Here is a 13368-nt window from a genome sequence, read left to right on the forward strand (position 1 = left end):
GGGCCAACTATCGTGCACGGTCACATCAAGCATTCCGTGACGAAGGCTGAAGTCACGCCCCCGTGGCTGCGGTGGAGAAGCCACATGGGTGTGTCACCGCCGCCTGGCGGGCCACGGCAGTGATGTGACTGTCGTGGGAACTGACGCTCCGGAGGCGAGGGGGGCAGCGATATGAGCACCCGCCAGCCCCGTCATGACGGCGGCAGCGCGGGGGCCGGCGCGGAGGTGCTGGCCAGCTCGGCGATCAGGTCACCGGCGGTCACGCGGACCAGAGTCTCCGAGGCGTCCCCGGCCCCGGGGAACAGCCGGTAGAAGGTGCCCGAGGCCCGCGCCGGCCCGATGTCCCCATGCACCGTCGCCAGGAACACCCTTGCGCCGGAGGCGAGTTCGGCCGCCACCGCACCGGGGTCCGGGTGCGGGAGCCGCTCCTCGGCCTCCTCCATGGAAGACACCCGGGCGGCGAACGCGGCCGTGTCCTCGTCCGGCCGCCGTCGATACCGCAGCAGCGCGGGCTCCGGCTCCCCGCACACCACGGCCACCTCGGGGGAGCGGGCCGCGGCCCGCAGCACCGCGAGGTCCCACAGGGTGGCCCGGCTGCCGGAGCCGAACTGCTCCCACAGGTCCCGGGCCACAGTGGCCAGCACAGCGCCGCCGTGCGAGCGGATGCTCTGGAAGCCGCCGGTGGACGGCAGATGGGTGTCCGTCCACAGCGCCCGGCGCCGGCCCAGGTCCACGACCATCGGCAGGCACACGTGCGACTCGCCCGCCAGGTCGAAGCGCTGGCGGACCGTGCGCGGGTCGTAGAAGGCGTCCCGCGGGCCCTGGTCGGGCAGCGCCATGAAGCCCGCGAAGGCGTCCTGCAACTCCTCGAACGGCACGTTGTTGAAGCTGAAGACCAGCGGGACGGCATAGACGTCCCCCCGCTCCGCCAGCCGCCCCAGGTCCAGGTCCACGTACTCGGTGGCGCCCTGCGGCGCAGGGGCGGAGGTGAGGTCGCCGGAGTGGACCGCGGCCTCCGTGCCGTGCACCAGGTTCGTGTAGTCGCACAGGCCGGTGAAATTCCAGTCGGCGTCGAAGAACGCGACCGACAGGTCCAGGTCGGTGCGGTTGCCCTGTGGTTCGGTCCAGTGCAGGAACAGCCGCAGCACCGCGCCCTCCGGCAGCGTCTGCGTGCTGCCGCGAGGCACCGCCACCAGAGCCTTCGCGGTGGACCGCTCGGTGAACGGCACGGTGAGGTCGGCCAGGCCCGCATCCAGCACCGACAGCGCGTACGGCTCCCCGGCGGCGAACCGGCGCAGCAGTTCGGCCCGCAGGAGCGTGACCGCCGCCGTGACCAGCCCCGCGGGCAGTGGCGCCCGCCGCTCCGGAACGGACAGCGCCCGGGTGACCTCGCCGCGTGGGAAGAACACCCGGCGACGGCCGGTGCGGTCCTCGGCGCGGACCCGCAGTGCCCCGAGCGCCGACAGCAGCGGCCCCGGGCCCACCTTCGGCAGCCCGCGTATCAGGGCCTTGTCCAGTTCCGGGTCGAGGTCGTCGGAGGTGTGCAGGCGCAGCAGCAGGTCCAGACGGCGCACCAGTTCGCCGGGACGCTCCCCGGCGAGGGCCGCGGCCCGGCCCGCCTCGCCCTCGGCCACCGCCTGCTCCAGTCGCCCGGCCCAGGTGGCCGGACGGATCCGGACACCCTCCACGCGGACGGCGTCCGGATGGGCGGCGGCCGTCTCCAGCAGGGCGGCGCCGAAGGCGGTGCCGGGATCCACCGGGGTCCCACGCAGCACGGCGAAGGCGAGGGCGGCGCGCGGATGTTGGGCGTGCCGTTCGAAGGGGTGCAGGACCTCCGCGGCCCGCTTCCACGCCGTGGGGTGCCGCAGCACGTCCTCCACCAGGTACGGCGTCGGCAAACCGTCGAGGACCGCGAGGAGTTCGCGGCGCAGCGGGCGCGGCAGGCTGGTGAAGCGACACGGCGTCACCAGCCCGGCGTCGCCGCCGGACAGCACGGCGAGCAACCGCAACACGTCGGTGGCGGTGGTGAGCCGCTCGGTCAATAGCTTCCCTGTCGGGAGGCCGTCCGGCGCCTCGCGCACCAGCGCGCCCAACACCATGGCCTTGGTCTCCCGGACCGGGATCTCCTCCGGCAGCAGGCCCTGGCGGGCCGGAGTGAGCGGCAGCAGCGTGAGCAGGTCGTCGCGGTCTTGCGGGGAGAGCGGGGTGCGGCGGGCCAGCAGGGAGTCCACCACGGCGGTGGCGTCGGTGGCCCGGTCGGTGCCGAGACGCAGCAGCCGCAGCGGGCCGGGCACGGGCGCCTTGGCGGCGCCGACGGCACGCACCGGCCGCAGGAAGGGGTCATCCGCGTCGATCCGGCGGTGGCAGACCGGGCAGCCCGCGTAGTCGGAGCCGTCCCAGCACAGCCGGCACACCAGGTGCGCGCAGGGCGAGACGGGGAACACCGTGCGCGCCTCGCCGCACAGCACGCAGGGTTGGTCCGGCTGCTGAAGCAGGAAGGCGAAGACCCGGTCCACATACAGCGCTTCGGCGTCCCGGGGCACAGTGCGCGGGAAGCGGCGGAAGAGCGGGAGGTGGGTGCGGTCGGAGCCGAGCAGGTCATCCGCCAGCCCGACCAGGCGGGCGTGTGCGGCCGCCAGATCCTCGGAGGCCAGCGAGCCGAGCGCCGCGTGCAGCGCGGGGGAGAGGACGTGACCGCGGCCGAGCAGCTCTGCCTCAAGCCGACGCAGCGCCGGTCGTGTTCCGCCGCCCGGCGCCGTGGACGCCCTGTCCACGTACACGGTCTGGATACGGCGCAGCAGCACGGACTCGGCAGCGAGCAACAGGGGATTCCCCTCCACGACGACCTGGAACAGAAGAACGGGGACGGAGAGTGGGCGCGCTGGTCTTTTCGAAGAAGGTGAGAAGGATGCACGCCGGGGAGCCGCCCCCGTTGCCCCTGATCCCATCACACCCCCTGGCGAGCGCCAAACGAATTAATCGAACTGACGGCGGGGCGCCACAAGAGCGTCCACCGGGTTCGTACCGCACACCGCGGCCGGGGCGCCTGGGGGGGCTCGGCACCGGTACGGCTGTTGCCCCGGCCCTGTACTGATCAGTGATTCGTCGGTTCATGAGGTCGATGGCGGCTATGCGGATCATGGCGGCTGATCGGTGTTGGTGGGTTTCGTAGTCGCGGGCGAGGCGGCGGTGGTGCATGAGCCAGCCGGGGGTTCGTTCGATGCCCCAGCGGCGCGGCTGGACGGTGCAGGTGTGGCTGCCGGGGTGCGGTGGACGACTTTGAGGTCGATGCCGCGGGTGGCGGCGTGTTCGATGGCGGCGTTCTTGTGTCCGGGAGTCGGCCCGGGCTTTGGTGACGCGGGGGTGGTGGGCGGCGATCTGGTCCAGGAGGTGGGTGCCGGCGGTGGAGTCGTGGACGGCCGCGGAGGTGACCAGGACGGAGAGGAGGAGGCCGAGGGTGTCGGTGACGATGTGTCGTTTGCGCCCGGCGATCTTCTTGACGGCGTCGTAGCCCTGGCCGGTGAGGTGGACGTTGGCGGAGGTCTTGACCGACTGCGAGTCGAGCATGCAGGCGCTGGGGTGGGCGTCGCGTCCCTCGCGTTCTCGTACGAGGCGGCGGAGGAGGCCGGTGAGCTGGTCGAAGATGCCGTCGGTTTCCCATTTGGCGAAGTATCCGTAGACGGTCTGGTGGGGTGGGAAGTCGTGCGGGAGGTAGCGCCAGGGGATGCCGGTGCGGTCGACGTAGAGGATGGCGTCCATGAGGTCGCGCAGGTCGTGGGTGGGGCGGCGGATGCGGGCTCGGGCGTTCCGCCGGGCTTGAAGGGTGGGGCGGATGAGTTCCCATCGCGCGTCGGACAGGTCGCTGGGACAGCGTCGCCTGGGCTGCATACTGCGGGAGTACGGGACCGTGGCCGAGGCGGGGAGGGTGTGCGGGTCGCCGGTGGAAGCGTCGGGGCAGGCCGGGGCACTGAGCTTCCGCCAACCTGAAACCGCAGGTTGGAGGGCTGGTGTGACCGGTTCTCGGGGCGCTCGTGCTGGTCACGGGCGACTGTCTGAGTAGTAGATCGTCCGTCAGCGCGGTCGGCGCCTGAGTCGAAAGGCGGTCGACGGGATCATCTCGTGCAGGGGATCATGCGTAGGTGTCGCCGATCGAAGCCGCAACCGTTGACCTGCAAGACCTCGCTGTTCTCTGGAGTATCGGCGAGGCCCATGCTCATGATGTTGTCGAGGCTGCCTGCGCGGCACTCGTTGCCGGACTGGACAGCCCGGCATTGCGCATTCTGGCCGGATACACACGTGCCGAGGCGGAGTACGACGTTCCCGACCTGCTTCCCGTCGTACTCGACGAGCTGGACCTTGTGTTCTACCCGCGCGACAGCGAGGCCGGGCAGGACGCTGCCGTGCGGGCGCTCGCGCACCAGATGCTGGGGGGCCGGCTGACGCCGCGAGAGCTTGCTATGCGCATCCACCAGCGGTTCGGCCACCAGCTGCCCCTGGCCGAGCGCCTTGCTGAGCTTGATGACGAGTACGACGTCGTCGAGTACGGGAACAGGGCGTTGGCGCAGCTCGATGCCGAGGTCACGGCCGAAGCTCAGCGTCTGGCGCATGGTCGGCCCGACCAGAGCCGACATTAGTAGCGATCGAGCCGTGAACAAGTGGTCGTCAGCAGAAGTAGGTAGCTGGACTGTCCGGTTCTTGCTCGCCGTAGTCCGGCAGCCTTCTACGATCCGGTGCATGCCGGATCCCGAGCTGCTGGAACGGATCACCGCGCGGCGCGCGGAACTGGACGAACTCGATGAGCAGCTGGTCAAACAGCTGGCGGAAGTGCGGGCCGAGCGGGACGAACTCGCCGTCGCCGAACGCGTCCTTGAACGGATGACCGGGCAGCCCGCCGGCGAACGCGTCCAGGCTGCGCCGATGCCCGGGCAGGTGGGCGGCCGGCCGGTGATGCTGATCCCGCACCGTGAGCCGGGAGTGGAGGAGGGCGCCCTGCCGTGGGACTACCAGCGCATCATCGCCGCCGTGCGGCAGGCCGCCGGACCGGTCATGGCCCGTGAGGTCGGTGAGGTGGTGGGGGTGGACATCAGCGTGCGCACTCGCGCGGGGGCGACGAAGAGAAGCGCGATCTCGGCCTCACCAGCGACGGGCACCCCCCCCCGAGCGCGGGGACGACACTTGATGAGCTGGGGCGATGGTAGCGGTGTCGGCTGCTTTCATTGACGTACGTTGTGTGCTGGACGCAGCAAGCGCTGCACGTGCGGCAGTTGGAGGACCGTCCGAGGCGGGGGCACGTGTCCGTGGGCCCGGGTCAGCCCACTGGGGTGGGCTGACGCAGTGCGAGGTTCGTGGGCGAGTAGACCGGCAGGTCGGTGGTGACAGTCGGGGGACGGCGTCCAGGGCGCGCGTGGCCGTACAGCCAGCGGCAGGTTCGGCGCTCGTCTCCAATGGCTTCGCGGCGGGCAAGCTTGGCGGGCCCCTTCACAGTTCGGCCGCCGTCCGACCTCGCCGCCCCCGACAACCGTGCGTGCCAGCCCGCGCGGAGGCCGCGGTCGCAGCTGGCCTGCGGGACGTTGCCCAGGCGGCCGCGCCAGGCGGGTCCTCGCGCCCGGGATCGTGCCCCAGGACCTCGGCGTCGCCGCCGGAGCGGATACGAGCCCGCTCAGCACAACACGGGTGACGTAGCGTCGGCCGCAGGACCGCGCCCAGCTCGGCCGCCGCGGTGCGGGACAGGGGCGCGGAGCGGGCCGCCAGGCGAAGCCGGCCGAGCAGGAGGCTCCGGGGCGAGGACACAGCGCCGGTGACCGCGCCGATGATCCCTTCCACCGTGATACGGGTCCGCAGCTTCAGCCCAACTGCAGGCCAAGCACGGAACGGTGCTGGTCGTAGTCGACCAGCCGGCCTCGATCGGAGCCCTGCCGCTCGCGGTCGCCAGGGACATGGGCTGTCCCGTGGCCTACCTGCCCGGCCTGACGATGCGGCGGATAGCCGATCTCTACCCCGGCGAGGCGAAGACGGACGCGAAGGACGCGTTCATCATCGCGGACGCGGCCCGCGCGATGCCGCACACGCTGCGGGCTATCGACGGCGAGGACGAGACGATCGCCGAGCTGGAGATGATCGTCGGGTTCGACGACGACCTTGCCGGCGAAGCGACCAGGGTCGCGAACCGGCTCCACGGCCTGCTGCCCCAGATCCATCCGTCGCTGGAGCGGGTGCTGGGGCCGCGGTTGCAGCACCCGGCCGTCCTGACCTTGCTGGAGCGGTTCGGATCCCCGGCCCAGATCCGCAAGGCCGGACGACGACGGCTGGTCACGCTGTTACGGCCGAAGGCCCCCAGGATGGCCGAGCGGCTGGTCGAGGACATCTTCACCGCTCTGGACGAGCAGACCGTCACCGTTCCGGGGACCGACGCGGCAGCGCTCATCGTCCCAAGCCTGGCCGGCTCGCTGACGGCCGTGCTTGACCAGCGCAAACTGCTGGCCACGAGGATCGAGGAACTCCTGGAGGCTCACCCTCTTTCGAAGGTCCTGACGTCCATGCCGGGCATCGGCGTCAGGACCGGAGCCAGGATCCTGATCGAGGTCGGCGACGGCAGCACTTTCCCGACCGCCGGCCACCTCGCCGCCTACGCCGGACTCGCCCCAGCGACCCGAAGTTCAGGGTCGTCAATCCGAGGCGAACAGCCCTCCCGGAGAGGAAACAAGCAGCTCAACGGGCTTTCTTCCTCTCCGCGTTCGCGGCCCTGGGCGACCCGGCATCGCGGACCTACTACGACAAGAAGATCGCCCAGGGCAAGCACCACACCCAGGCCCTGCTCTGCCTCGCCCGGCGGCGGGCCGACGTCCTGTTCGCGATGCTCCGTGACGGAACCTTCTACGAACCCCAAGCCGCGCGATCAGCATGAACAGACACCATGCCGAGAGACTTCACGAACCTGGTGACCTGCGAACTCTCGGTACTCGTCCACGAGCCGGAAGAAGGCGTCAAGCGGAGGTTCGCCAGGCAAATTCTCCGTGATCGCAACATCCCACCCGGTCGCCATCGACCATCCACGGGTCCTGCTTAGCCAGAAAGCAAACCCTCCACTTCCACGGTGGAACTCGAACACCTCATCAACATCGTGGACCTGAAGCGCGAGGTGGTACCCGGACATCAACACCGCCAATTCCTGCAACGAGCCGTTACGCACCCATGCGTTCGGCCGCTGCCGAACGGCATCCAGCAGGTCATAGACGTCCCGCCACTCCTCGACGGCCCGCGCCTTCGGCCCTCCACCCGACGCCCCCACCACATCCCCTTCCCCAGCTGACATCACCAGCAAGCTAACCCGCCACCTTGACGAACTGCATAGGGGCACCCCCCCGCAGACGGCAGCGCGGTGACGGAGCGGGCCAGCATCGGCTCGACAGGCGCACCCTCCACTCCTGCGCAGCTCGCGCGCCGTCCGCCTCAGCACGGCGCCGGAGGGGATGGGCTGGTGGTCTCGGCCTCGGGCCGCGCGCGCCGCGCCGCCGCCGTATCCGCGTGTCCGCCGCTGGGCCGGTCCGCGAGACCGCGGTTGGCGTATCGAGACGCCGCCGAACACGCCGGTGCTCGCGCGGTTTCCGCCCGCGACCTCACCGTGGCCGGCCGCACAGGTCTGCGGAGTCCCGCGCCACCTTACGAAGATGCTCTCCGAAGACCCGGCGGTGCGGTCCGAGGGGCTGGAGGACTTCTATGCGGAGGCCCATGACCAAGGAGCTGTCGACCCGTGCACCGCGGCGAGCGTGCCCCTGCTGTTCGCCATGGCCGACAACCCGGCCATTCCCGACCGGGGCGAGATCGTCGAGCTGCTCATGCGCATCGGACGTGCATCGCTGGACCGGGACCCTGAAGGTACCTACTTCACGGTGAACGGGGTCGAGTCGACGGCGCACGTGGACATCGTCGCGGAGATGGCCGAGCGGGCGGAGGCCTTCGTCCGGTACGCGGCGGACACGGACACGCTGGTGCGTCGCCCGGCCATTACGGCGGTCGGTCTCTTCCTCGGCGACGGCGGGCGTGCCGCCCGTGTCCTGGCCGAACGCCTGCCGGCCGCGGAGGACATCGTGGAGCGGTTGCTGGTCGTCCGTACGATGGCGCGTCTGGCCGACCGGCTACCGGTGACCGCTCCGACCGTGACGGCCTGGCTGGAGGACCTGATCGACGGCCCCGCGCGGCCTTACGCTGACGCCCCGGTCCGGCTCTCAGCCCTCACCCACCGCTTTCAACTCGCCCCGGACAAGGACGGCTTCGATGTCGTACCCCGCGCGATCGCTCTCCTGCGGGAGATCACCGCGACCCCGGCCGCCGGGAAGCCATGCGACGGATGCCGCTGGTGCGAGGCGTCGAGCCACGTCCGCGGCCGGGACGTCGCCCCCGCGGTTCGCCCCGCTCACCTGGCCGCCGCCTTCTTCGACCCCGAGCACCCCTGGGAGGAACACTCCCCGGTCAGCAGCGTCCTGCGTGCCCTGCACACCGCCCTGGGCGACCGGATCGCCGAACGCGCCGACCTCCTCGTCGCACAACTGACGAGTCCCGATGCAGCGACCCGGTACGACGCCATCGCCATGGCCGAGGACATCCCCGGCCCCCTGCCCAGCCCCGTCCTGACCCGCCTCCTCGACCTGCTCCCGGACGACTGGGCCGCAGCCCGCATGATCACACGCGGGTTCACCGGGCGGGGCAGCCGGCTCACGGTCGCCCCCGGGGACACCGCACTGCTCCTCGATACCCTCGCCGACCACATGGCCACCCTGCGCAACATCCACGGCCCCGACGTCTGGGCCAGCGGCAACCCACTCGTGCGCAGCGCCTACCAAGAGGCGGTCATGACCCTGGCCGACCACCGCGACCCCCGCGCCCTGCCCGACCTGATCCGCTCCCTGGAAACCCGCGTGGACGACTGGCGGGCCCTCTACGGCGTCGGCGGCTACCCGCAGGCCGCCGACCGGCTCGTCCCCCTCCTGGCCGACGGTCTGCGCCGCATCGACCCCCACCGCCCGGACGCCCCCATCCCCGCCGGCCTCTACCTGTCCCGCCTCGCCGGGCTGAAGGACCCCATCGCCATACCCGTCATCACCGACACCCTCACCTGGGCAAGCCGGCACCAGAGCTGGACCGTGGTCACCTCAGCCCTCAACGCCCTCGCCACCTCCGGACCCGTCGCGCAAGCCGCGCACGCCCAGATCCGCCCTCTGACCAACGCTCCCGACAACTGTGTGCGCGCCGCCGCCCAGGCCGCACTCGACGCGCTCACCGGCGACAAGGAAGCCGTGCCCGCCCAATCGACGCCTGGGCACGGCCTCGGGCAGCAGCCGCCCTACTGAGTCGGACGCGCGATCGACGCCGCACCGGGCGAGCCCGGCTCCGCTGCGGCAATGACCCGGACGAGCCAGAACCCCAAGTCCAGCAGGCACCGCTCGGGCACTGCGGCGGCAACTTGACCGACCACGCCCGCTGCGTCAACCTCGCCTGCCGCCACGCCTGGGTGCACACCGTCCGCAGCCGGGCCGCGCACCCAGGTGCGGTGTTCTCGCTGAGGGGAGTGCACCGGGAGCACGACGACGGTGATGTCGGACCCGAAGATCTCGTCGGGTGACGGCGCGGTGTGCTCGGTACACCGGCCGTCACCCGCCCTTGCCCGTGCGGCGGCGCGTGGCCCCTGTTGGGTGGACGCCTGCATTCCCGTAACCGCACGTCCTGGCGACCGCACCTCATGTACCTCACGTCAATCAGCGTGGTCATCAGCCGGACAACATGCCGCTCAGTACTGGGGCCCAGGGCCTCCTACGCGACGACTGGCCGATGGCGGTCAGCCCGGTACCGCAACGCCACATGGTGTTGCCAGAGATCGACCCCGAGACGCTGGAGTCCGAGATTGCGCGGATCCTCCTGCAGGGGTGGTACCAGAGTCAGCTCGAGGGCGGAAGGCGGCCGCGGCCTCTACCTGCTGTCCCGGCGCGCCAACGAACTGGACAAGCCAGCCCCTTCTACACGGGAAGCGGATCTGGTTCCGCACCAGCACCACCACCCAGGGGAAGGGGCGAAGGGCGCCATGCGCGCAAGGTCCCTGAACCCGTCCACCTTCCCGGGAAGTGGTGCCGTTCGACCGCGCTCGCGGTTCCGTGATCTCCTGTCGCGAGATCTGAACTCAGGGCTTCCTGCCTTGTACCGGCCCGCAGGACACCGGGGCGCAGGGCCGCATCTGAGTGACCAGGTCGCCCGACCAGGCTCGGGCCCGGGAGCGGTGTCAGTGGTGGGCGGCAGACTGCGCGCATGGATGCTTCTCACGACGCCGATCGCTGTGACCGTGCTGGGCTGGTGTGGGTCCGGTCGATGGGTGGCCCCTTGATCGTCGTTCCGGAGTCCTCGGTGAACGCCTGGGGTGGATGCACGGAGGACGGTTCCGTCCTTGGCGATACCGATGGCCGCGATGACTACGACCGCGCTTGCGAGGTGGAGGACTGGGCCGGTGTGATCGCCGTGGGCACGGGCGCCGTCACTGCGCTTGTCCTGGCCGATGAACCTGCAAGAACGTGCTTCCTGCCGGAGAAACTGCTGTTCGTGCGGTGGCTGGCCACAGACTCCGAGGCTGAGTTGTTCGCAGCAGCCGAAGCGGTCCTGGCCGATCCGGTCACCGCTTGGGAGGACGGCGGACTGTGGGTCAACGATGGCCCGGCGGTGTTGATGGATTCGGCCGTAGCAGGCGCCGATCTGGGAACGGAGTATCCCGACGGGGGCCGGCCGGACCAGGCTCCAGTGCAGATCCCGGCAGGCCAGTGGAGGGTGCGGGCAATCCATAAGAACGGCGACTTCCCATGGGTCGGCTTGGTGCAGCTCCTCGCCGAGGACGGTCACCCCTGACGCTCAGACCTCTGCCACTCGAACTGCGGTTGGCCTGCCGTCGTCCGCGTCGGCAGACCGTGCCGCGGGGCCAGCGGCACAGGCGGAAGGCCGGGACCAGGACGGCGCACGGCGGCGCTGGCGAGTCGAGGCGGCGGACCGGATTCAACCGTGCCCGGCCGGCGCGGACGGCGAGCTGCGCGGAACCGGGCGGGTTCGGGGGCCGGCCCGGAACACCACCGCACGGGTTTGCGGCAGGGGAGGGGCGGGCGGCCCGTCCGGGCAACGTGCGACGGGCACGGACGGCTCCGAATTGTTCCTGACCGGTGGCGCCGGCGGGCGGCCGACAGGCCGGAGAACCTCCTGGTGGCCACCGTGACGGTGCCCGCTGCCCGCTGCCCGCCGTCCCGGCGTGGGACCGGGCCGTCGCGCCCGGCTGCCAGGGCCGCCGTTTTCGTCGTGTTGTTCCGTCGGCGCCGTGTCGCCGATTCCGCCGTCGCCTGTCCGCCGCGACCAGGACGCCCTGCACCAGGACGATGACGACGGCCAGCTTCTCGACGAAACGGCTGCGGGCCTCGGTACGCCACCCCAGCCTCCTCATGTAGCGGGGATCTGGTGACGCCGGGGCTGCGTTGCTGGCGGATGGCACAAGGCCATCGGACAACCTGGCCGAATACCACACGGTGGATCACCGTGGACCGGCGCGACGACGTGGGCGACGTTCACTGCCGTGGCCCTGTCCGAGGGCTGTGGAGCACTCCGAGCCCGGCCTCGTGATCGGTAGCCCGGCGCAGTACCGGGCCGGACGCCGTCGACTCCCGCACCCGGACAGCCGACTGCAGTCGTCGGAATCGGCGGGCAGAGGCACAGCAGGATGCCCTCATCGACGGCCGCCGGGGCTCAGTAGGGCGGGTGCTGCCCATAGCCGCATTGGGGGGCTCTATCTTCTGTCCGTGCCATAGGGTGCGGAGGGACGGTTCCAGACGGCGTCTGACCGGCTACGGACGTCGGCGCTTCAGGGTGATGGTGATGGTTGGCCGAGGGAGAGGCCGGTTCCCGCGAGGAATCCGTCGAGGACGTGGCGGCCCACGCGAGCTTCGGCGCGGCCGTCTCTGGTCTGGTAGCCGTGGGACTCAGGCTTCGATGCGTACCCAGGTGCGGCCGGCGCGGAGAAAGAGGGTACCGTCGCGGCCCTGGCCGCAATGCATCACCACCCGCCCGGGCACCCGCACCCGCTCCTGACTGGTGGCGACACACACGTCGCCAACCAACTCCGCGCGGGTCACGGTGGTCCTACGCTTGTAGTGGTCACGGCTGGTCAGGACCACCCGCGTGCCGCGCACGGCGAATCCGTCCGGGCTTTGCACCGGGCTGCGGTAGCTCGCGACTTCGCCGGTCGAGGGTGTGATCCGGGTGAGGAAGGTCCCTTTGGGGCTGTACCAGACCAGCCACACTGACTCGCCTTCCGTGGCGGCCGTGCAGCCTTCCAGTGGCGAGTCGGGAAGTCTCCCCTTCGGTGCCCACGTGGCGACACCCCGGTTGTTCCAGCCCGCCAGGCCGGCCGCGGACTCCGGGTGGCCGCCGTAGATACCCTCGTCGCCGTAGGCGGTCCAGATCCCCCCGCTGCGGTCGGTGACCAGGGCCGGAATGTCGTCACCGAGGCAGAAGGCACCCTCTTGCCGACCCTCGGGGGAGTACACGACGGCGTTCTCCCGCCAGTCTCCCTCCGCGTCCCGGTGGGTACGGCCCGACACGAGCAGGAACCGGGACCCGGGGAGGAGAGCCAGATGGCTGGGCCACATGTCGATCCCTTCGACCGGGATGCGCCGCCGCTCCTGCCCTGAGGTGATGACCAGCTCCCCGCCGAAGGGCGTCTCGACGTGCCATCCGACCCACCCGCGGGGATACTTGTCGCGGCTCAGGTACCGGCGCTGGACCAGCATCACGGCCAGTTCGCCATCCGGCCCCACGGTCCACCACAGCGCACGCCACCCCGCCTGGACGTCCTTGAGGGACAGCCTCCACGCGATGGGCAGCTCATCGATCGTCATGGGGATTCACCTTTGGGACTCCAGGGGCCTACGCCACCTGAAGATCACCACGTTACAGCTCGGGTCAATCCCCACTCCCGCCAAGGGAGCGAAGATCGGCTTTCGTGCCGTCCCAGGACCGTGTCCTACGTGGTGAGGCGGACGAGTCGCTTGTAGCAGCACAGGGCGGCGGCGAGGCCGAGAAAGGCCAGGTAGTTGCGGTGATCGCGTTCGTAGCGAGGGCTCAAGCGGCGGTAGCCGGACAGCCAGGACATCGTCCGCTCGATGACCGACCTGCGGCGCCCTAATCGCTCGCTGGACTCGATGCCTTTGCGGGCGATGCGCACGCCGATGCGCTTCCCGTGGAGCCGTCTGCGCAGGTCGGCCCGGTCGTAGGCTTTGTCGGCGTGCAGGCGCTGGGGCTTGAAGTGGCGGCCGCGGTGGGGGTCGTGTCTCGTTTGGTGACCCTCCACCA

The 13368-nt window shown here is 70.8% G+C and carries 9 protein-coding genes and 1 pseudogene; 5 read left to right on the top strand and 5 right to left on the bottom strand.

Annotated elements, in window-relative coordinates; genetic code table 11:
* Window positions 1–191 precede the first annotated feature (191 nt).
* Together IE251_RS37560 and IE251_RS37565 are read right to left on the bottom strand one after the other, a co-directional pair.
* On the bottom strand, window positions 192–2822 hold the full coding sequence (locus IE251_RS37560) for an MXAN_6230/SCO0854 family RING domain-containing protein (RefSeq protein ID WP_189757427.1): 2631 nt from the start codon (window positions 2820–2822) through the stop codon (window positions 192–194).
* The gene (locus IE251_RS37565; RefSeq protein WP_350969228.1) at window positions 2716–3888 is read right to left on the bottom strand and encodes an IS5 family transposase; all 1173 of its coding nucleotides are present in this window, start codon (window positions 3886–3888) and stop codon (window positions 2716–2718) included. Before IE251_RS37565 ends, IE251_RS37560 begins: the two co-directional genes overlap by 107 nt.
* A 251-nt stretch (window positions 3889–4139) precedes the next feature.
* Here IE251_RS37565 and IE251_RS37570 point away from each other — a divergent pair, with 251 nt between their 5' ends.
* The 3 genes and pseudogenes from IE251_RS37570 to IE251_RS37580 form a co-directional block, all read left to right on the top strand.
* On the top strand, window positions 4140–4634 hold the full coding sequence (locus IE251_RS37570; protein ID WP_189757428.1) for a hypothetical protein: 495 nt from the start codon (window positions 4140–4142) through the stop codon (window positions 4632–4634).
* A 100-nt stretch (window positions 4635–4734) separates the two neighbouring features.
* A complete protein-coding gene (locus IE251_RS37575; protein WP_229897108.1) occupies window positions 4735–5220 on the top strand; it encodes a hypothetical protein in 486 nt (161 codons plus the stop codon).
* A gap of 629 nt (window positions 5221–5849) precedes the next feature.
* Window positions 5850–6904: pseudogene (locus tag IE251_RS37580) on the top strand (IS110 family RNA-guided transposase); the annotation flags it as partial.
* Here the strand turns inward: IE251_RS37580 and IE251_RS37585 are convergent.
* The gene (locus tag IE251_RS37585; protein WP_189757429.1) at window positions 6896–7312 is read right to left on the bottom strand and encodes a hypothetical protein; all 417 of its coding nucleotides are present in this window, start codon (window positions 7310–7312) and stop codon (window positions 6896–6898) included. The pseudogene IE251_RS37580 and the gene IE251_RS37585 overlap by 9 nt on opposite strands.
* Before the next feature lie 355 nt (window positions 7313–7667).
* Between IE251_RS37585 and IE251_RS37590 the strand changes: the two genes are divergently transcribed.
* Entirely contained in the window at window positions 7668–9347 is a 1680-nt protein-coding gene (locus tag IE251_RS37590; protein ID WP_189757430.1) for a HEAT repeat domain-containing protein, read from the top strand.
* A 949-nt stretch (window positions 9348–10296) separates the two neighbouring features.
* Window positions 10297–10884 (top strand): Imm21 family immunity protein, encoded by a 588-nt coding sequence (locus tag IE251_RS37595; protein ID WP_229897109.1) that lies wholly within the window; start codon window positions 10297–10299, stop codon window positions 10882–10884.
* A gap of 1112 nt (window positions 10885–11996) precedes the next feature.
* Here the strand turns inward: IE251_RS37595 and IE251_RS37600 are convergent.
* Window positions 11997–12914: a hypothetical protein gene (locus IE251_RS37600; RefSeq protein WP_189757431.1), complete on the bottom strand. Its 918-nt coding sequence runs from the start codon at window positions 12912–12914 to the stop codon at window positions 11997–11999.
* 125 nt (window positions 12915–13039) lie between these two features.
* The coding region (locus tag IE251_RS37605) for a transposase (protein ID WP_189757432.1) at window positions 13040–13368 on the bottom strand (329 nt) is incomplete at its 5' end.

Origin of the sequence: Streptomyces eurythermus (assembly GCF_014649115.1) — a bacterium.
In the GTDB taxonomy this organism is placed as follows: Bacteria; Actinomycetota; Actinomycetes; order Streptomycetales; family Streptomycetaceae; genus Streptomyces; species Streptomyces eurythermus.